We start from the raw sequence: 20373 nt of genomic DNA, 5'->3' as shown, positions 1-20373 counted from the left end.
TCACGGGAAGCCCGGCCGTCAGGAGCGCTAGAATATTGAATCAGTTCAGGAAATCTTCCGGCAGCAGGCCTTCCGGCATGTTCTGGTAGGAGACCGGGCGCAGGAAGCGACGGATCGCCATGGTGCCGACACTGGTGGCGCCGAAGTTCGTGGAGGCCGGATAGGGGCCGCCATGCACCATGGAATCCACCACCTCGACGCCGGTCGGGAAGCCGTTGACGAGCACGCGGCCGGCCTTGCGCTCGAGGACCGGGCGCAGGCGCTTCGCATCGGCAACGTCGCCTTCATCCATGTGGATGGTCGCCGTCAGCTGGCCTTCGAAATTGCGGGCAAGCCTCTCCATCTCATCGACCGAGGAAACGCGCACGACGAGGCCGAGCGGACCGAAGACCTCTTCCGAAAGCGCGTGATCGGCGAGGAACTGCTCGCCGGAGATCTCGAAGAGGTTCGGCAGCGCGTTACGGCCGGCGGATTCCGTCGTCAGCAGCGGCTTGACGGTGTTGCGGCTTGCAAAGCGCGCCTGGCCGTCCTGGTAGGCCTTGGCGATGCCGTCGGTCAGCATGGTCTGCGGGCCGACCTTGCCGAGCGCTTCCACGGCAGCGGCGGTGAAACGGTCGGCATCCGCGCCGTCCTCAACGATTGCGATGCCCGGATTGGTGCAGAACTGGCCGGCGCCCATGGTGAGCGAGCCCGCCCAGCCCTGGCCGAGGCCTTCCGCGCGCGCCTTCATGGCCTGCGGCAGCAGGAAGATCGGGTTGACCGAGCCGAGCTCGCCGAAGAACGGGATCGGCTCCGGACGGGCGGCGCACAGGTTGAAGAGGGCGCGGCCGCCGGCGAGCGAGCCGGTGAAGCCGACGGCCTTGATCAGCGGATGCTGCACCAGCGCCTCACCGACCTGGCGGTTGCCGCCCTGGATGAGCGAGAAGACGCCGGGATGCACGCCGGTCTTCCTGATGGCAGCCTCGATGGCCTCGGCGATGATCTCGCCCGTGCCCGGATGGGCCGAGTGGCCCTTGACGACGACGGGGCAACCGGCGGCAAGCGCGGCGGCCGTATCACCGCCGGCAGTGGAGAAGGCGAGCGGGAAGTTGGAGGCGCCGAAGACGGCGACCGGGCCGATCGGCCGCTGGATCAGGCGGATTTCGGGCCGCGGCGCCGGCTGGCGGTCGGGAAGGGCCGCGTCGAAGCGGCGGTCGAGATAGTCGCCCTTCTCGATATGATCGGCGAAGAGGCGGAGCTGGCCGGTGGTGCGGCCGCGCTCGCCCTGCAGGCGCGCGACCGGCAGGCCGGTCTCCTGCGTGCCGATCTCGGTGATGGCCTCCGCCCGGGCCTCGATCTCGTCCGCGATGGCGCGCAGGAACGCGGCGCGTGTCGCGCGGGAGGAATAGCCGTAGCTGAGGAAGGCGTCTTCGGCGGCTTCCGCGGCCTTGTTCGCCAGCTCGACCGTGCCGACGGCAAAGTCGTGCGCCGGGCCATGGGCGGGCGAGGAGGTGAAGGTGCCGTTTCCATCAAGCCATTCGCCTGCGACGAGATGTTTACCGTTGGGAGTGAAAGCCATTAGACGTACCTTTCTCACGGGAAGAGGGATTCGCCCCTGACATAGACTCTTGCAGGGCGAATTGCACTTGACGAAATCTTGTATACTCTATGTATGCAAATGATCAATCGCCAACCTGCCCCGGTCGGCAAAAGCGGAAGAGACCAAAGATGACGCAGACCTCCACCCTGACGATTGCCGCCCTTCACGAACGGGTGGAAGCGATCTTCCGCAAGGCCGGCCTCAATGCCGTGCAGGCCGGCGCGCTCGCCCGCGTCATCGTCGCCGGGGAGCGCGACGCCTGCAAGTCGCACGGCATCTACCGTATCGAGGGTGCGCTGCGCACCGTCAAGGCCGGAAAGGTCAAGCCGGACGCCGTGCCGGTGCTGGATGCCAACGAGGGCTCGGCCATCGTCAAGGTCAATGCCGGCGGCGGCTTTGCCAACCCGGCCTTCGAACTCGGCGTGCCGGTTCTTACCGCCCGCGCCCGCACGCTCGGCCTTGCCGCGCTCGTCATCAACGACTGCACGCATTTCTCCGCCCTCTGGCCGGAAGTGGAGGCCGTGACCAAAGAAGGCCTTGCCGGCCTCGTCATGTGCCCGAGCTACGCCACCGTCGCGCCCACCGGCGGCAACAGGCCGCTGCTCGGCACCAATCCCTTCGCCTTCGGCTGGCCGCGCAAGGGCGATGCGCCCTATGTCTTCGACTTCGCCACCTCGGTCGCCGCCCGCGGCGAGATCGAACTGCACCGCCGCGCCGGCAAACAGCTGCCCGAGGGCTGGGCGATCGACGCCGAGGGCAACCCGACCACCGACCCGGAAGCCGCGCTCGCCGGCGCCATGCTGCCCTTCGGCGGCCACAAGGGCTCGGCCATCGGCACGATGATCGAACTGCTCGCCGGCATCATGATCGGCGACCTGACGAGCCCGGAAGTGCTCGACTATCTCGGCACCACGACGCTTGCGCCCTTCCATGGCGAGCTGATCATCGCAATGTCGCCGGAGGCCTTCTCCGCCGGCCGGCCCGGCGATCCCTTCGCCCGCGCCGAAGTGCTGTTCGAGGCCATCGTCGGCCAGGGCGCCCGCCTGCCCTCGCAGCGCCGCTTCGTGGCGCGCAGGAAATCCGAGGCGGACGGTGTCACGCTCACCGTCGCCGAGATCGAGCAGCTCGACCGCCTGCTGGAGAAGGGGCTGGATGCGATCGGCTGATCGCGTCGCTCTTTTCATTAGCCGGCGAATGAGTCGCGAGCATCCCCACGAACGTCATCCTCGGGCTTGACCCGAGGATCCAACCCTCGGTACGCCTCGCTTGTCGCATGGATGCTCGGGTCAAGTGTAAAGCCCGGAGAGATGCGTGACAGGTGTTCGCAGACATGGCTGACAGTCAAGCGTTGGATGTGAGGTCGATTTTGGCGACCTGGGTTGCGCCGAAGAAGACGCCGTAGAGACCGTCCTGGTCGAGGGGCCGGATGGCGAGGCGTTCGTTTCTGAAGGCGTCGGGCACGCGCCATGATATGCCTTTGAAGCTGATATAGCCTTTGGTCGTGCCGACACGCCGGACGATCTCGCCGCTGTCGTAGTCCGGCTCTGGCAGCGGATCGGGAAAGGGCCGCGGCGAAGGCCGGTAGCGGCTGGCCGGCACCGCCATGCCGATCCCCTGGTGTGGACGGTGATGATTGTAGATGTTGCGCCAGCGATCGAAGGCGCGTTGCGCCTGTGCCTGGCCGGCCGGCGCGGCAAAGGCGAGCACCTCGGCTTTCAGGCTGCGGTGGAAGCGTTCATTCTTGCCACGGCCCTGCGGGTGGTAGGGTCGTGCATGGATGAGGCCGATGCCGAGCTTGAGCAGCCAGACGCGCAATCGTGTCCACTGGCCCGGCACACCCGTCCCCCAGGGATTGCCATTGTCGGTATAGATCGCCATCGGCAGACCGTAGCGCCGCAGGATGGGCTCCAGCCGGTCGCGCACGGTCTGCGTCGTCTCGTCGGTGCAGGCCTCGATGGCGATGGCGATGGCGATGGCGAAACGGGAATGGTCGTCGAGGACAGTCAAGGGATGGCACCAGCGGCCACAGGCAAGCTGCGTGCGTCCCTTGAAGTCCATCTGCCAGAGCAGGTTGGGGGCCTCGCGCTCGAAGCGGCCGGGCGCCGTGCCGTCCCTTGCGCCCGGATCGATCCTCTCGTGACGCTGCAGGATCGCATGCACGGTGGAGGTCGAAGGCGGTGCGATGCCAAGGTCCTGCAGGCGCCTGGCGATCTTGCGGGCGCCCCAGGCCGGATGGTCATCACGCAGATCGAGCACCGATCGTTCCAGATCGGCCGGCGTCCGGCGCGGGCTTGTATGCGGGCGGCGGGAGCGATCCGTCATCGGTTCGCCCGCCTTCGATCGGCCCAGCCACACATAGCCCGTCTGCCGACTGATCCCGAAACGCGCGCACAGCCGCGAGACGTTCGCCCCTTCAAGCCCTGCCAGCCGGCAGAATTCCAATCGCTCGTCCACAACAGACCTCGCCCGCCAAACCATCCAAACCTCCCGGAAACAATCCGAAAAGTGTCAGGTATGTCTGCAAACACCTGTCAGGTATGTATCAGGGCCGTACATCAAGCCCGACCATGACGGAGGAGGGAGGGTCCTTGGCATGAAATGCCGCAGGGGCGTATCGCTCGCCGCAGCCAGACACAGACGATCGTCACCAAAACAAAAGGCCCTCCTTGCGGAGGGCCTTTCGCTTTAGAGGCATACAACCCTACGCCTTGTAGGTCTGCACGGCGCCCGGCAGCTTGCTCCACTCGGCATACCAGGTGTCGAACAGCTTCAGCTGGGTCTCGACATAGCCGCGCTGGCTGTCGGAGAGCGCGTCGGTCTCGTTGAAGTGCAGCGTGTATTCCTTGTCGCCCTTCAGCACCATCATGTGCTTGAAGTAGAGGACGAGGTCCGGGCCTTCGTCGAAGGAGGAGAGCACGGCGAGCGCCGATTCCAGCTCCAGTGCGCGGGCGCGGGCATCCGGGTCGCCCTTGGCGGCGGCCTGGGCGAGGTTGCACATGTGGAGCACTTCCTTCGGCAGCACGCAGCCGATGCCGGTGATCGCGCCGACGGCGCCGCAATCGACGAAGCCGGTGAAGACGCAGGTATCGACGCCGATCATCAGCGAGACGTCATCGTCGCGGCTGGTGATGTTCTCGGCCGCATAGCGCATGTCGGCCGCGCCGCCGAACTCCTTGAAGCCGACGAGGTTCTTGTGGTCCTCGCGCAGCGCGAAGAACAGGTCGGCCCGGGTGGCGAAGCCGTAATAGGGGCTGTTGTAGATGACGGCCGGCAGGTCCGGGGCGGCCGAGAGGATCGCCTTAAAATGGTTCTTCTGCGCGGCGACGACGGAACCGCGGGAGAGCACGCGCGGGATGACCATGAGGCCCTGCGCGCCGACCTTCTGGGCATGCGCGGCATGGGCGACGGCCGAGGCGGTGTTGACGGCACCGGTGCCGACGATGACCGGGATGCCCGCCTTGACGAGGCGCTCGACGCCTTCCATGCGCTGTTCGTCGGTCAAAAGCGGCCAGTCACCCATCGAGCCGCAATAGACGACGGCCGACATGCCCTTTTCGATGAGTTCCCTGCCCTTGCGCACCAGCTGGTCGAAATCCGGCCTGCGGTCGTCCTTGCAGGGGGTCATCAGGGCGGGAATGACACCGGAAAAAATCTTGGCCTTCATGTCGGTCTCCTTTGGCGGTTCGTCGGATGGGCGGCCGGCACATGGCATGGGGCCTCTCCCCTCTCTGATGATGGGTATAGCATCTTGTATTTTATTTGTCGACAAGAAAAATACAAATTCCGTCAGAGCGTGATGTCGAGCCTGTCGTTGCGGCTGAACAGCTTCTGCACCTGGGCGACGATCGCCTCGGCATGGGCCTTGCCGAGGCGGTCCGCTTCCTCGATGTCGCGCGCCGCAATGGCGGCGATGATCGCGGCATGCTCGTCCACGAAGCGCCGGGGGAACTGTTCGTCGTAGGACTGATAGTAGAGCTGCAGGATGCGCCGTCCCTCGTCGAGCAGCCGGCGGAACAGGCTGGTGAAATAGGGGTTGCGCCCCGCCTCGGCGATGGCGGCATGGAAGGCGGCATTGGTGGCGATCATCTTCAGGGCGTCGCGCGCCTCGAGCGCCGCCGCATAGTCCTCGTGGAAGCCCCTGATGACGGCGAGGTCCTCGGGACGGTGCGCCTGCGCCGCAAGCCGCGTCGTCACGCGGTACATCAGCACCAGCGCGTCGAAGAAGGTGTGCAGGTTGAGGAAGTCGATGTTCGAGACCATGGTCGAGCGGTTCGGCAGGGTCTCGATCAGCCCCTCGCCGGCCAGCCGCACCAGGGCCTCGCGGATCGGCGTGCGCGACATCTTGAACCGCTCGGCAAGCTGCACCTCGTCGATCGGGCTGCCGGGGGCGAGCTTCAGGTCGAGGATCTCGTCGCGCAGGAGGTCATAGACCATCTTCACGCCGGAGCCGCGCTTGCGTTCGGGCAGGGAACTGGAATCGGTATCGGTCATCGAAAATCCTCTTGTCGACAAAAGAAATACAATTGTCCGGCAGCGCTATCAATCGTTTAAAGTGGGCATTTTGACGAAACTGTCGTCAAGTCTCCAAGGGCCGGGATTCCGCGAAATCCGGCGCCTGCCGCGCACAAAGATGAAAAAACGCGTGTGAAAGCCCCACCCGACAAGCCGCTCCTTTGTCCTGACGGGCGCTTCCGTCCCGTGCAGGCCGCTCGCGCCGGCGCTACGTCTCGTCCTGCCGCGGCGGATAGAGATGCGTTTCCCCGCGGAAATCGCGAAGGCGGAAACAGCCGTCGTCGGCCTCTTTGACCGCCGCCGAATCCGCCCGCACCTTGCCGTGCCCGCCGGGGATGTCGAGGATATAGGCCGGCTGGCAGAGGCCTGAGACGCGGCCGCGCAGGCTTTCGACCAGCGCCCTGCCCTCGGCGAGCGTCAGGCGGAAATGCGCGGTGCCGGGCGCCAGGTCGGGATGGTGCAGGTAATAGGGCTTGACCCGGTTCTCGACGAAGGTGCGCATCAGGTCGGCCAGCACCGCCGCATCGTCGTTGACGCCCCTGAGGAGCACCGTCTGGCTGATCATCACCAGGCCGGCATCGACGATGCGGGCGATGGCGGCGCGGGCCTCGGCCGTGAATTCGCGCGGATGGTTGGCATGCAGCGCCACATAGGTCGTCTTGCCGGAAGCCTTCAGCGCCGCGATCAGCGCGGTATCCACCCGCGCCGGATCAACGACGGGCACGCGGCTGTGGAACCGCACGATCTTCACATGGGGGATGGCGGCAAGCCGGTCGAGGATGGCCTGCAGCCGACGCGGCGAGAGCACGAGCGGGTCGCCGCCGGTCAGGATCACCTCCCAGATCGCCGGCCGGGCCGCGATATAGGCGATCGCCGCATCGAGCGCCTGGGCGGAGAGGGTGCCGAGCCCTTCCGGCCCGACCATCTCGCGGCGGAAGCAAAAGCGGCAATAGACCGGGCAGACATGCACGGCCTTCAGGAGGACGCGATCGGGATATCGGTGCACGATGCCCTCGACGGGGCTGTGCGCGAGGTCGCCGATCGGGTCGGCGCGCTCCTCCGGCAGGGTCACGAGCTCCGCGGCATCGGGCACGAACTGGCGGGCGACCGGATCGTTCGGATCGGCCGGATCGATCAGCGCGACGAGCGACGGCGTGACGGCGACGGCATAGCGCGCGGCGACCGCCGCCGCGCCCGCCCGTCGCGCCTCGGGAACGAGGCCGGCCTCGACCAGCTCGGCCACCGTCGTCAGGCTGCGCGCCGCCGTCATGGCGCGGTCTCCGCGACCGGCGCCCAGATCACCTGGTCGATGCGCGGGGCGCCCGTCGCCAGCATGACCAGCCGGTCGAAGCCGAGCGCGATGCCGCTGGCCTCGGGCATATGGGCGAGCGCGGCGAGGAAATCCTCGTCGAGCGGATAGGTCTCGCCATAGACGCGGGCTTTTTCCGCCATTTCCAGCTCGAAGCGCCGGCGCTGCTCGCCCGCATCGGTCAATTCGCCGAAGGCATTGGCCAGCTCCACCCCGCAGGCATAGAGCTCGAAGCGCTCGGCGACGCGCCGGTCCCGCGCCGCCGGGCGGGCGAGCGCGGCCTCCGCGGTCGGATATTCGCACAGGATGGTGGCGCGGCCGAAACCGAGCTGCGGCTCCACCTTTTCCACCAGCACGCGGCTGAAGAGGTCGGCCCAGGTGTCGTCCTCCGCCACGCGCAGGCCGGCCGCCCGCAGGGATGTGGCAAGGCGCGCGCGATCCGTCGCACCGTCGGGATCGATCGAGCCGAGGAGGTCGATGCCGGCATGGCGCCGGAAGGCCTCCGCCACCGTCAGCCGTTCGGGCGGCAAGGCCGGATCGCAGGTCGCGCCGCGGTAGGCGAGCATCGCGGCTCCCGCCACCCCGGCGGCCAGCGCGAGGATCTCCGCGCAATCCTCCATCAGCACGTCATAGGCCTCGCCCGCACGATACCATTCCAGCATGGTGAATTCCGGGTGGTGCAGCGGCCCGCGCTCGCGGTTGCGATAGACATGGGCGAAGCAGGCGATGCGCCTTTCCCCCGCCGTCAGCAGCTTCTTGCAGGCGAATTCCGGCGAGGTGTGCAGGTAGAGCGGCGTCCTTGCGCCGGAATGGCCGATCGCGGCGGTCTCGAAGGCGTGCAGATGCGCCTCGTTGCCGGGGGAGACCTGCAGCGTCGCGGTGTCGACCTCGATGAAATCGCGCGCGGCGAACCAGCCGCGCAGCGCCGCCTGGATGCGGTTTCGCGCAAGAAGGAACGGCCGGCGATCGGCATGGACATCGGGCGTCCACCAGGGCGAGGGCTTCAGGCTCATGGCGTTCCTGTGGCAGGTTTCTTCGCGCTTGCCGGCGGACAGACTGGTCTTTTGCCGGAATATAGGGTAGTTGCGGCCCCGAAAACACATTTTCGGCACCCGGGGAAGGCGTCTCAAGGCGGTCCTCTACGCCGTGATCCATCCAGTTACAAGGAAGACTTATGGTAAAGATCATCGCCTCTTCCGTCCGCAAGGGCAATGTCCTCGAGGTCGAAGGCAAGCTCTATGTCGTGCTGACGGCGCAGAACTTCCACCCGGGCAAGGGCACGCCGGTCACGCAGATCGACATGCGCCGCATCTCCGACGGCGTGAAGGTTTCCGAACGCTACCGCACGACCGAACAGGTCGAGCGCGCCTTCGTGGAAGACCGCGAGCACAACTTCCTCTACGAGGATGGTGACGGCTACCATTTCATGAACCCGGAGACCTACGACCAGCTGACCATGTCCCACGAGGACATCGGCGACCTGAAGGCCTATCTCCAGGAAGGCATGACGGTCATCCTGTCGGTGCATGAGGGCGTCGCCATCGCCATCGACCTGCCGCGCCACGTCACGCTCGAGATCGTCGAGACCGAACCGGTCGTCAAGGGCCAGACGGCCTCGTCCTCCTACAAGCCGGCGATCCTGTCGAACGGCGTGCGCACGCTGGTGCCGCCGCATATCACCGCCGGCACGCGCGTCGTCATCGCGACGGAAGACGGTTCCTACGTGGAACGCGCCAAGGACTGACCGGTTTTGCGGGAAGCGGCGGGCGATCGGGGTCGATGCACGCCCTGCACCAAGCCCTCCGTCATCCTCGGGCTCGACCCGAGGATCCACAATCCACGGTGGTCGGGTCAGGCCCGACCATGACGAAAGAGAGGCTTGGCGGACTTCGCCAACAATCCAAGCCGCCGCGCCGTTTCCGGCAGGCGGCTTTTTTCCTTCCAGTTTCCGGAAAAACCGTTAAGACCGACTCCCGGCTCTCACCCAACGGAGACGGAACTTTCGCATGACCAAATTCGACGTGCTGACGGTCGGCAATGCCATCGTCGATATCATCGCGCGCTGCGACGAGAACTTCATCACGGACAACGGCATCATCAAGGGCGCGATGAACCTCATCGATGCCGAACGGGCCGAACTGCTCTATTCCCGCATGGGCCCCGCGCTCGAAGCCTCGGGCGGCAGTGCCGGCAACACCGCCTCGGGTGTCGCCAGCTTCGGCGGCAGGGCCGCCTATTTCGGCAAGGTGGCGCACGACCAGCTCGGCGAGATCTTCATCCACGACATTCGCGCCCAGGGCGTGCATTTCGAGACCAAGCCGCTGGCCGGCCCGCCGCCGACCGCCCGCTCGATGATCTTCGTCACGCCCGATGGCGAGCGCTCGATGAACACCTATCTCGGCGCCTGCGTGGAACTCGGGCCGGAGGACGTGGAGGAAAGCGTCGTCGCCGAGGCCAAGGTCACCTATTTCGAAGGCTATCTCTGGGATCCGCCGCGCGCCAAGGACGCGATCCGCGACTGCGCCCGCATCGCCCATGCGAACGGCCGGGAAATGTCGATGACGCTGTCGGACAGCTTCTGCGTGCACCGCTACCGCGACGAGTTCCTCGACCTCATGCGCTCCGGCACGATCGACATCGTCTTCGCCAACAAGGCGGAAGCCCTGGCGCTCTACGAGACCGAGGATTTCGAGGAGGCGCTGTCGCGCATCGCTAAGGATTGCCGGCTGGCGGTGGTGACGATGAGCGAGGAAGGCTCGGTCATCCTGACCGGCGGCGAACGCACCAGGGTGGAGGCGATCAGCATTCCGAGCGTCGTCGACACGACGGGCGCGGGCGATCTCTACGCCGCCGGCTTCCTCTACGGTTATACGGCCGGGCGGTCGCTGGCCGATTGCGGCCGGCTCGGCAGCCTTGCCGCCGGCCTCGTCATCCAGCAGGTCGGCCCCCGCCCGCTGCTCTCGCTGGCGGAAGAGGCCAGGAAGGCCGGCCTTACTTGAAGGCCTCGCCCGGATAGGCGCCCCAGATCTCGTTCTGCGAGACCCAGCCGGCCGTGCCGTCCGCTTCGGCGCGGCACCAGTCGCCGTTGCATTCGCCGACCTTGATGACGACGCCGGGCTGGATCTTCGCGATGACCGTCGAGTTCGACATCGCCTCGCGGCGCATGTTGACGAAGATGCCCTCGCCCTTGCCGCGCATCCATGGCGCGGTGACGGCGGTGCGCTCGCCGGAGAGCAGCGCCTGGTTGACCCAGCCCTCCGTGCCATCCGCGTCGCGGATGCGGCGCCAGTTATCGTATTCCTGGATGATCTCCACCGGGACGCCGGATTTGAGATAGCGCCAGGCGACGGCATAATCGACGCTGGGCCCGACGCGCAGGTTGACGCTTTTCGCCTTGAGGCTGACGAAGCGGGGCAGCGGCAGGCCGCTCGGCCCCTTGGCCGCCTGGGCATGGGCGAGCTGGACGCCGGCAACGGAGACGAGGAGGCCCGCAAGGGCGGCAAGGCTGAGACGCAGGACAAGGTGACGCATGGACGATCCGCACAGATTGGAGGGGGCATGACGCTGCCGAACCGGTGCAAATTGGCAAATCGCAGGAACGCCAAAGAGGGCGGATTGTCTTCGCGACCGGGTCTGGTAGAAAATGCCCCTGATGAAGCAATCCTTGCCCAACTTGGTTAAGGACCCGTCAACAGGACGCCGGAACAGCCCATGACCCAGAAGAAAAAACCGAAGGTCTACATCACCCGCCGCCTGCCCGAGGTCGTGGAGACCCGGATGCGCGAACTGTTCGACGCGGAGCTCAACATCGACGACACGCCGCGCAGCCAGCCCGAGCTCGTCGCCGCCGTCAAATCGGCCGACGTCCTGGTGCCGACGCTGACGGACCGGATCGACGCCGCGCTCATCGAGCAGGCCGGCCCGCAACTGAAGCTGATCGCCTGCTTCTCCAACGGCGTCGACAATGTCGACGTGGAGGCGGCGGCACGGCGCGGCATCACCGTCACCAACACACCGAACGTTCTCACCGAGGACACGGCCGACATGACGATGGCGCTGATCCTCGCCGTCCCCCGCCGGCTGGCGGAAGGGGCGCGCATCCTGACGGACCGCAGGGGCGAATGGGCCGGCTGGTCGCCGACCTGGATGCTCGGCCGGCGCATCTGGGGCAAGCGCCTCGGCATCGTCGGCATGGGGCGCATCGGCACCGCCGTCGCCCGCCGCGCCAAGGCCTTCGGCCTCTCCATCCACTACCACAACCGCCACCGCGTGCGCCCGGACACGGAGGACGCGCTGGAGGCGACCTATTGGGACAGCCTCGACCAGATGCTGGCGCGCGTCGACATCGTCTCGGTCAACTGCCCCTCGACGCCGGCAACCTATCACCTTCTGTCGGCCCGCCGGCTCGAGCTGATGCAGCCGACGAGCTATATCGTCAACACGGCGCGCGGCGGCATCATCGACGAGACGGCGCTGATCAAGTGCCTGCGCGAAGGCAAGATGGCCGGCGCCGGCCTCGACGTCTTCGAGAACGAGCCTTCGGTCAACCCGAAGCTCCTGAAGCTCGCCGCCGAGGGCAAGGTCGTGCTCCTGCCGCATATGAGCTCGGCGACGCTCGAAAGCCGCGTCGACATGGGCGAGAAGGTCGTCATCAACATCCGCACCTTCTTCGACGGCCACCGCCCGCCGGACCGCGTGCTGCCGAACCGGGTCTAGAGCATTTCCGCGTTTCGCATTCCGGACGCAAGACCGCTTCGTCGCTGCTGTCCCCTTCTCCCCCGCGGGGAGAAGGTGGCCCGAAGGGTCGGATGAGGGGGTAGCGCAGGAGAGGGTAGGAGACGTTTGCAGCATCCCCCTCATCCCGCTGCCGCGACTTTCTCCCCGCGGGGGAGAAGGAGCAAGTGGAGAGCTATTTCTCCTAACACGGAGGGTTTACGCGTTCCGCCGCCTGTATTTCAGCGTTTCGAACCGCGCCGCCAGCCCGTCGTAAAGCAGCAGCCGCCCGACCAGCGGGTCGCCGGCGCCCGTGACGAGCTTGATCACCTCCATCGCCATCAGCGTGCCGACGACGCCGGTCAGCGCGCCGACGATGCCGGCTTCGGCGCAGGCCGGAACGACGCCGGGCGGTGGGGCCGTGGGGAAGAGGTCACGGTAGCCGGGGTGAAGCGTGCCGTCCGGCCCGGCCTCATAGGGTTTCAGCACGGTCAGCGAACCGTCGAAGCGGCCGACGGCGCCGGTGACGAGCGGAATGCGCGCAGCCTCCGCCGCATCGGCGGAGGCATAGCGCGTGTCGAAATTGTCCGAACCGTCGACGAGGAGGTCGTAACCGGCAAGAAGGCGCGCGGCCGTTCCGGCCGTCAGCCGCTCGGCGATGCCGGTGAAGGCGACATGCGGGTTGAGGCGGGCGACGGCGGCCTCGGCGCTCGCGATCTTCGGCGTGCCGAGGCCGGCCGTGTCGTGGATCACCTGGCGCTGGAGGTTGGAGAGGGAGACCGTGTCGTCGTCGAGAACGCCGATATGGCCGATGCCGGCGGCGGCGAGATACTGGATGACCGGCGCGCCGAGGCCACCGGCGCCGACGATCAGCACATGCGCCTGCTTCAGCTTCTGCTGGCCCGCGCCGCCGATCTCGGCGAGCACGATATGCCGGCGGTAGCGGTCGATCTCTTCGGGGCTGAGCGGATCGGTCATGGCACGATGCCTCCATGCGAGACGGTGAGGAACTGCGCGCGCTCGCCGAGCGCGTCGAACATCGACCGGTCGGTGCCGGTCATGAAGGCCTGGCCGCCGAGCGCATCGACCCGGTCGAACAGCGCGGCCCGGCGGCCCGCGTCGAGATGGGCGGCGATCTCGTCGAGCAGCAGCACCGGCGCATGGCCGGTCATGCCCCCGACGAGGCCGGCATGGGCGAGGATGAGGCCGACGAGCAGCGCCTTCTGCTCGCCCGTCGAGCAGCGCTCGGCCTCCATGTCCTTCTCGCGGTGGCGGATCATGAGATCGGCGCGGTGCGGGCCGTCCAGCGTGCGGCCGGCGGCGGCGTCCCGGTAGCGGCCGTCCTGCAGCATGCCGAGATAGATGTCCTCGATCTCGTAGGCCGGGCGCTGCCATTCCCCGTCGAGGAAGCCGGAAAGGCGCATGGTGGCCGAGGGGAACGGCCCGTCGTCGCGCGCCGCCTCCACGAGGCCGGAAAGGAGGCCGACGAGCTCGTGGCGGGCATGCGCCATGGCGATGCCGAGCTCCGCCATCTGCCGCTCCAGCGCCGTCAGCCAGGCGGGATCTGGCCGCGGCTCGGAGAGCAGCCGGTTGCGGCCGCGCATCGCCTTCTCGAAATCCGCCGCCCGGCGGCCGTGCTCGGGATCGAGCGACAGCACCAGCCGGTCGAGGAAACGGCGGCGATCGGCGGAGGGACCGGTGAAGAGGCCGTCCATGGACGGCGTCAGCCAGACGACGCGCAGATGGTCGAGCAGTTCGTCGACGGTGCGGGCGGGCGTGCCGTTCAGCCGGAGTTTTCGCGCCTGGCCCTCGTCGCCGCCCTCGGTACCCGTGCCGATGTCGACCTCGCCCATCATGCCGTCGAGCGTTGCGAAGACGGAAAAGCCGCCGCTTGCGCCGGCGCGCACGACATCGCCATAGGGCGCGCGGCGCAGGCCCCGGCCCGGCGACAGCAGGGAGACGGCCTCCATCAGGTTGGTCTTGCCCGCGCCGTTCTGCCCCGTCAGCACGACATGCCGGCCGTCGAGCGGCAGCGACAGGCCCGCATAGTTGCGGAAATCCGTGAGCTTGAGGCGGGAAAGGGAAACCTTGTGCGGCATGGGGTGAGAGCTAGAGCATTTTGCCGCCAAGGGGAATCACCCTGCGGCGCATAAATCGGGCAACAACAGAAAGATGGGCAGGCGCCGGGCGCCGCACAAGCCGCCCCGGCCCGCAGGGGCAGACTATCGCATATGGAGTTCGGCCCTGCCGCTCTCCCCTTCTCCTCGCGGGGAGAAGGGAATGTGGCAGCGGCTTGCTTCCATAGGCGATGGCTCTTGGGGAGAGATGCCGGCAGGCAGAGGGATCTTTGCAGCCGATCGCGCTACGCTAGCCGGAAGATGAGCCCCTGGCGACGCCGGGCCGGTTGCCTGCATGATGCGGAGCAGGTAAGCCAGAACCTCCCGCCGTGCCTTGCATTCTCCCCCTCCCAGCCCGCAGGTCCTCCGCCTTGTCCTCCTTCCTTCCCGTCTTCGACCGTTCATTCTCCGCCTTCCTCTTCGACATGGACGGCACGATCATCAACTCCATTCCGGCCACAGAGCGCGTCTGGACGCGCTGGGCGCTGAAGCACGGGCTGGACGTGGCGACCTTCCTGCCGACCATGCATGGCGTGCGCGGCATCGACACGATCACGCGGCTCGGCCTGCCGGGCGTCGATCCCGTCGCCGAGGCCAAGGAGGTCGAGCGCGAGGAGATGGAGGATGTCGAGGGCGTGCTGCCGATCCCGGGCGCGATCGCCTTCCTTTCCGCGCTGCCGGCCGGCCGCTGGGGCATCGTCACCTCGGCGCCGGTGGCGCTCGCCCATCGCCGCCTCGCCGCCGCCGGCATTCCGCTGCCCGCGGTCATCGTGACGGCCGACGACGTGACGCGCGGCAAGCCGGCACCGGACGGCTACCGGATGGGCGCCGAGCGGCTCGGCTTCGACCCGGCCGATTGCCTCGTCTTCGAGGACGTGCCGGCGGGCATTCTTGCCGGCGAGGGCGCCGGCGCCCATGTCGTGGTGATGACCGCGACGCACCATCACCCCATCGAGACTGGCCATCCGACGCTGCAGAGCTACGAGGGCATCACCACGCAAGCCGATGCGGACGGCCGGTTGACGCTGCTGCGGGCGGCGGGCTGACACGCGGGCTCCCGTTTCACGAAACAGGAAAGCCGGGATGTCTCCATCCCGGCTTCCGGCTGCTGATAACATCCGCCAAGTTCTCCTCCGTCATGGCCGTCCATAACCCATTGAAGAATGGATCCTCGGGCCAATCCCGAGGATGACGGAGCGCTTGGGGCGATGTTTTTTCACGAGAGCGGTCAGCCCTCGAAGAACTCCTTCATCCGCGCGAAGAAGCCGGCGGATTCCGGGTTGTTGTCCTTCGAGGAGATCTCCTCGAATTCCTTGAGCAGCTCGCGCTGGCGCTTGGTCAGCTTCTGCGGCGTCTCGATCTGGATCTGGATGTAGAGATCGCCGACCTGCGTGGAGCGCAGCACCGGCATGCCCTTGCCCTTGAGGCGGAACTGGCGGCCGGCCTGGGTGCCCTCGGGCACCGAGACGCGTGACTTGGTGCCGTCGAGCGTCGCCACGTCGAAGGTGCCGCCGAGCGCCGCCGTCGTCATGGAGATGGGCACGGTGCAGTAGAGGTCCGCCCCGTCGCGCTGGTAGAATTCATGCGGCTTTACCGACAGGAAGATGTAGAGATCGCCCGCAGGCCCCCCGCGCACGCCCGCCTCGCCCTCGCCGGAGAGCCGGATGCGCGTGCCGTCCTCGATGCCGGCCGGGATGTTGACCGACAGCGAGCGCTCTTCCGTGACGCGGCCATGGCCGTGGCACTTGGTGCAGGGATCGCTGATCGTCTGGCCGCGGCCATGGCAGGTCGGGCAGGTGCGCTCGATCGAGAAGAAGCCCTGTGCGGCGCGCACGCGGCCGGAGCCCTGGCAGGTGGCGCAGGTCTTCGGGCTGGTGCCGGGCTTGGCGCCGGACCCGGAACAGACGTCGCAGGTGATCGACGTCGGCACGCGGATCTGCGCCGTCTTGCCGGCATAGGCCTCTTCCAGCGAGATCTCCATGTTGTAGCGCAGGTCGCCGCCGCGCTCGCGGCCGCCGGCCGAGCGCCGCTGACGCCCGCCGCCCATCATCTCGCCGAAAATGTCCTCGAAGATGTCGGAGAAGCCGCCGCCCTGGAAACCGCCGCCGCCGAAGCCGCCGCCCATGCCGCCCTGCTCGAAGGCCGCATGGCCGTAACGGTCGTAGGCCGCGCGCTTCTGCGGGTCCTTGAGCGTGTCATACGCCTCGTTGACGTCCTTGAACTTCTGCTCGGCGGAGGCATCGCCCGGATTCTTGTCCGGGTGGTACTTCATCGCCATCTTGCGGAAGGCGCTCTTCAGCTCCTTCTCGTCGGCGCTCTTGGAAACACCCAGCGTCTCGTAAAAATCAGCTTTTGCCATTCGGGTTCACGTCCGTTTCGTGGGAACGGTCTTCTTGTTATGGACCTGGAAGCTTGCCTTAGCCTGCATGCCTGAAAAGCGCGCATGCAAAAGGCGGAAGCCGGAGCGAAGGAAAAGCCAAGACATCGTCGCCGCGGTAAACGGGAGTGATCATCTTGTCTTTTTCCCTTCGCGCTGACTTCCGCCTTCTCGCTATCCGTTGCACCGGCCGCGAGAGAGCGCGGCCGGCAGTTCAGGAGGCTCAGGCCGACTTCTTGCGGTCGTCCTCGTCCTTGACTTCCTCGTAGTCGGCATCGACGACATTGTCGCCGGCCTCGCCCGAGGCAGAAGAGGCGTTCTCCTCGGCCTGCTGGGCCTCGTAGATCGCCTGACCGAGCTTCATGGAGACTTCCATGAGCGTGTTGGTCTTCGCCTTGATGTCGTCCGCATCGGGCTCGGAAGCCTCGACGGCGGTCTTCAGCGCGGCGATGGCGTCCTCGATGGCCTTGCGGTCGGCCTCGGAAACCTTGTCGCCATATTCCTTCAGCGACTTTTCCGAGGAGTGGATCAGGCTTTCGGCCTGGTTCTTCGCCTCGACGCCCTCGCGGCGCTTCTTGTCGGCCTCGGCATTGGCCTCGGCGTCCTTGACCATCTTCTCGATGTCGGCGTCGGAAAGACCGCCGGAGGCCTGGATGCGGATCTGGTGCTCCTTGCCGGTGCCCTTGTCCTTGGCCGAGACCTGCACGATGCCGTTGGCGTCGATGTCGAAGGTGACTTCGATCTGCGGCATGCCGCGCGGGGCCGGCGGAATGCCGACGAGGTCGAACTGGCCGAGCAGCTTGTTGTCCGCCGCCATTTCGCGCTCGCCCTGCGAGACGCGGATGGTCACGGCCGACTGGTTGTCCTCGGCGGTCGAGAAGGTCTGGCTCTTCTTCGTCGGGATCGTCGTGTTGCGCTCGATCAGACGGGTGAAGACGCCGCCCAGCGTTTCGATGCCGAGAGACAGCGGGGTCACGTCGAGGAGCAGGACGTCCTTGACGTCGCCCTGCAGAACGCCGGCCTGGATGGCGGCGCCCATGGCGACCACTTCATCCGGGTTGACGCCCTTGTGCGGCTCCTTGCCGAACAGCTGCTTGACGGTTTCCTGCACCTTCGGCATGCGGCTCATGCCGCCGACGAGAACGACCTCGTCGATCTCGGCTGCCGAAACGCCGGCATCCTTGAGGGCTGCCTTGCAGGGCGCGACGGTGCGCTGGATGAGGTCGTCGACGAGCGCTTCGAACTTGGCGCGGGTCAGCTTCATCGTCAGGTGCTTCGGACCGGTCGCATCCGCCGTGATGAACGGCAGGTTGATCTCGGTCTGCTGCGAGGACGAGAGTTCGATCTTGGCCTTCTCGGCGGCTTCCTTGAGGCGCTGAAGGGCGAGCTTGTCGTTCTTCAGGTCGACGCCCTGGTCCTTCTTGAACTCGTCGGCGAGGTAGTTGACCAGACGCATGTCGAAGTCTTCACCGCCGAGGAAGGTGTCGCCGTTCGTCGACTTCACCTCGAAGACGCCGTCGCCGATTTCCAGCACCGAGATGTCGAACGTGCCGCCGCCAAGGTCGTAGACGGCGATGGTCTTGCCGTCCTTCTTGTCGAGGCCGTAGGCGAGCGCGGCGGCCGTCGGCTCGTTGATGATGCGCAGCACTTCAAGACCCGCGATCTTGCCGGCATCCTTGGTCGCCTGGCGCTGCGCGTCGTTGAAATAGGCCGGAACCGTGATGACGGCCTGGGTGACGGTCTCGCCGAGATAGGATTCGGCCGTTTCCTTCATCTTCTGCAGGATCATCGCGGAGATCTGCGAGGGGGAATAGCCCTTGCCGCGGGCATCGACCCAGGCATCGCCATTGTCGCCCTTGACGATCTTGTAGGGAACGAGGCCCTTGTCCTTCTCGACGAGCTTGTCATCGTAGCGGCGGCCGATGAGGCGCTTGACGGCGAAGAGGGTGTTTTCCGGGTTGGTGACCGCCTGGCGCTTGGCCGGCTGGCCGGTCAGCCGCTCACCGTCTTCGGTGAAGGCGACCATGGAAGGCGTCGTGCGCGCGCCTTCTGCATTTTCGATAACTTTCGCGTCCTTGCCATCCATGACGGCGACGCAGGAATTGGTCGTCCCGAGGTCGATACCGATTACTTTAGCCATGTCATTCTCTCCTTGAAGCGAACTGCCGGAACCCATTCAGGCATTCGATTGGCAGCCCCTAATGGTATGGTCTTCACGAAAGCATGGGCCGCAGCCCTGCCTTGCGGCGTATATAAGGAGCCCTCCAGACGACTGCAAGACATTGCCGGGCCGCAAAGCTCGCAAAATCAGCGCGTCCGATGGACTTGGTGTACCGCCCTCGCAACCCGCAATCAACCACAATCCTCTCCGGTGTTTCAAGCAACGGCTCGAGGTCTTGGCGGCTTCCGGAGAGATGGGATCTTAAGACCCGGAAATGTAGAACATCCGGCATGGACGGAGGTGTCGGATAGAGAGCGACGGAAGGAAACATATAATATTTTCCTTCACTTGTACGCAGTGTAAAATTTTTCTCCAGGTAAATTTATTCCCGTCTTCGACAACGCGCACACACCGCAAGTATACGAAACGGTTGAGGGACTGATACGGGCCAACGAAGCAACGGCACAGGAGGCGATGCTCCGAGCGCTCCAGTTAAAATTACCTCGGACCGGTATCGGGCCGTTTGCAAAGGAGTGGATTGCCGCACCAGCAACCAATAAGCGGCTTACCAGAGCGGAACAGGCGGATATTGATCGCATAGGCCGGGCGTACGGATGTCATTGGTGTGGTACAAAGAGGTCGGGAACGCCCACTGCTGGTGGTGCAGCAAATCACAAGGCGGCTTGATATCAAAGGGAAGTCATTGAGGTCATGTCTGTTGAAACGCTTACAATCGCTCCAGAATATCTAGTATCTATATCGCCGGTCGCACCGGTGTCGATATTCCAATGCACATGGATCGACAGGGAATCTTTGCATCGCCTCAGTGTATAAACGTTCCTGCCTATGACTGGAAGCATGGAGACACGAATGTCACTTTCGGCCCGTTCGATGAGCTGAATGAAACAGCCGAACCGGCATTTGATGGATTTCTCGAAACTTCACACAAGCGGCTTATTGTTTTTGGCGTAACAGTATCTGAGTACGCCAGCACAACAGTTCCATCAACAAAAACGCGAATCCGCATTTGGCTCGATCATCCAATTGAGTCTTCAAATGTCGTTATTGCTTGTGGATAAGAAATATATTAGTGTTCTGAGGCGCTAATATTGCAAATTACATTTAATCTATATAATATTTTTATAAATGGCACGACGTTATGACTGCATATAACCATAACATGTTTATTATCTCCTGGAGACAGAAAGGCACGCTTGGCGAGAAGATGCTGCTCAAAGGAGGCGGGACACCCTAGAATAGCTACTCTTCGCTTCAGCATCACTGCCTTAATACAGCAGAATTTATCTGGCAAACCGGGATATACGCGACATTCCTTACAATCTCAGGGAAAAAATTCATTCCATCGACTCCTGACTGCATCATGATGGCGACACCAGTTTTTCCGTTGGAGAAGCTTCGGAAATAACCATGTCGACGCCCCCGACATTCGACGGGTTTCTCGACACGCCCGACAAGAGGCTTGTCTTCTTCGATGCCAACGAGCCGGAGTTTGCCAGCGTATCGGTGCCCACCGTCAAAACGCGCATTCGGATCTGGATCGATCACCCGAGGGAGCCGGAAAATGTCGTCATCGCCTTCGGATAA

16 protein-coding genes and 1 pseudogene are annotated in these 20373 nt (G+C 65.4%); 6 read left to right on the top strand and 11 right to left on the bottom strand.

Annotated features, from left to right (window positions below):
- Positions 1-40 precede the first annotated feature (40 nt).
- Positions 41-1558, bottom strand: a complete 1518-nt coding sequence (locus AABF56_RS19560) for an aldehyde dehydrogenase (NADP(+)) (protein WP_272807216.1) — start codon at positions 1556-1558, stop codon at positions 41-43.
- 149 nt (positions 1559-1707) lie between these two features.
- Between AABF56_RS19560 and AABF56_RS19555 the strand changes: the two genes are divergently transcribed.
- Positions 1708-2745: an Ldh family oxidoreductase gene (locus AABF56_RS19555; RefSeq protein WP_272807215.1), complete on the top strand. Its 1038-nt coding sequence runs from the start codon at positions 1708-1710 to the stop codon at positions 2743-2745.
- A gap of 131 nt (positions 2746-2876) precedes the next feature.
- Here AABF56_RS19555 and AABF56_RS19550 read toward each other — a convergent pair.
- The 5 genes and pseudogenes from AABF56_RS19550 to epmA form a co-directional block, all read right to left on the bottom strand.
- Positions 2877-4057, bottom strand: a pseudogene (locus tag AABF56_RS19550) (IS481 family transposase); the annotation flags it as partial.
- A 223-nt stretch (positions 4058-4280) separates the two neighbouring features.
- On the bottom strand, positions 4281-5243 hold the full coding sequence (locus AABF56_RS19545) for a dihydrodipicolinate synthase family protein (protein ID WP_272807214.1): 963 nt from the start codon (positions 5241-5243) through the stop codon (positions 4281-4283).
- A 122-nt stretch (positions 5244-5365) separates the two neighbouring features.
- On the bottom strand, positions 5366-6070 hold the full coding sequence (locus AABF56_RS19540; RefSeq protein ID WP_244770404.1) for a GntR family transcriptional regulator: 705 nt from the start codon (positions 6068-6070) through the stop codon (positions 5366-5368).
- A gap of 229 nt (positions 6071-6299) precedes the next feature.
- Positions 6300-7361, bottom strand: a complete 1062-nt coding sequence (locus AABF56_RS19535) for a lysine-2,3-aminomutase-like protein (protein ID WP_272807213.1) — start codon at positions 7359-7361, stop codon at positions 6300-6302.
- Positions 7358-8413, bottom strand: a complete 1056-nt coding sequence (gene epmA / locus AABF56_RS19530; RefSeq protein ID WP_272807212.1) for an EF-P lysine aminoacylase EpmA — start codon at positions 8411-8413, stop codon at positions 7358-7360. Before epmA ends, AABF56_RS19535 begins: the two co-directional genes overlap by 4 nt.
- A gap of 161 nt (positions 8414-8574) precedes the next feature.
- Here epmA and efp point away from each other — a divergent pair, with 161 nt between their 5' ends.
- Both efp and AABF56_RS19520 read left to right on the top strand, forming a co-directional pair.
- Complete coding sequence (efp, locus tag AABF56_RS19525) at positions 8575-9144, top strand: elongation factor P (RefSeq protein ID WP_064332100.1); 570 nt, start codon at positions 8575-8577, stop codon at positions 9142-9144.
- Positions 9145-9406: 262 nt separating this feature from the next.
- Positions 9407-10399, top strand: coding sequence for an adenosine kinase (locus AABF56_RS19520; protein ID WP_244770407.1), 993 nt, complete (start codon positions 9407-9409; stop codon positions 10397-10399).
- Here the strand turns inward: AABF56_RS19520 and AABF56_RS19515 are convergent.
- The gene (locus tag AABF56_RS19515) at positions 10392-10931 is read right to left on the bottom strand and encodes an SH3 domain-containing protein (RefSeq protein WP_272807211.1); all 540 of its coding nucleotides are present in this window, start codon (positions 10929-10931) and stop codon (positions 10392-10394) included. The two genes, AABF56_RS19520 and AABF56_RS19515, sit on opposite strands and share 8 nt — an antisense overlap.
- Positions 10932-11111: 180 nt before the next feature.
- Here AABF56_RS19515 and AABF56_RS19510 point away from each other — a divergent pair, with 180 nt between their 5' ends.
- Positions 11112-12116 carry a 2-hydroxyacid dehydrogenase gene (locus AABF56_RS19510; RefSeq protein ID WP_244770409.1) on the top strand — a complete coding sequence of 335 codons (1005 nt, stop codon included), beginning with the start codon at positions 11112-11114 and terminating at the stop codon, positions 12114-12116.
- A gap of 216 nt (positions 12117-12332) precedes the next feature.
- On the opposite strand, the gene moeB is transcribed toward AABF56_RS19510, so the two are convergent.
- Together moeB and recF are read right to left on the bottom strand one after the other, a co-directional pair.
- Positions 12333-13091 (bottom strand): molybdopterin-synthase adenylyltransferase MoeB, encoded by a 759-nt coding sequence (gene moeB / locus AABF56_RS19505; protein WP_272807210.1) that lies wholly within the window; start codon positions 13089-13091, stop codon positions 12333-12335.
- Positions 13088-14212, bottom strand: coding sequence for a DNA replication/repair protein RecF (gene recF, locus AABF56_RS19500; protein WP_272807209.1), 1125 nt, complete (start codon positions 14210-14212; stop codon positions 13088-13090). The genes moeB and recF overlap by 4 nt, the downstream gene beginning before the upstream one ends.
- Positions 14213-14601: 389 nt before the next feature.
- Between recF and AABF56_RS19495 the strand changes: the two genes are divergently transcribed.
- On the top strand, positions 14602-15276 hold the full coding sequence (locus AABF56_RS19495; RefSeq protein WP_336314393.1) for an HAD-IA family hydrolase: 675 nt from the start codon (positions 14602-14604) through the stop codon (positions 15274-15276).
- A gap of 182 nt (positions 15277-15458) precedes the next feature.
- On the opposite strand, the gene dnaJ is transcribed toward AABF56_RS19495, so the two are convergent.
- A complete protein-coding gene (gene dnaJ, locus AABF56_RS19490; RefSeq protein ID WP_244770413.1) occupies positions 15459-16589 on the bottom strand; it encodes a molecular chaperone DnaJ in 1131 nt (376 codons plus the stop codon).
- A 241-nt stretch (positions 16590-16830) separates the two neighbouring features.
- Entirely contained in the window at positions 16831-18747 is a 1917-nt protein-coding gene (gene dnaK, locus AABF56_RS19485; RefSeq protein ID WP_064332092.1) for a molecular chaperone DnaK, read from the bottom strand.
- A gap of 1449 nt (positions 18748-20196) precedes the next feature.
- Here dnaK and AABF56_RS19480 point away from each other — a divergent pair.
- Entirely contained in the window at positions 20197-20373 is a 177-nt protein-coding gene (locus AABF56_RS19480) for a hypothetical protein (protein WP_244770415.1), read from the top strand.

The organism is Shinella sp. WSC3-e (assembly GCF_945994535.1).
In the GTDB taxonomy this organism is placed as follows: domain Bacteria; phylum Pseudomonadota; class Alphaproteobacteria; order Rhizobiales; family Rhizobiaceae; genus Shinella; species Shinella yambaruensis.
The sequence above is the reverse complement of the archived record's forward strand: the minus strand, read 5'-3'. Positions and strand labels throughout refer to the sequence as shown.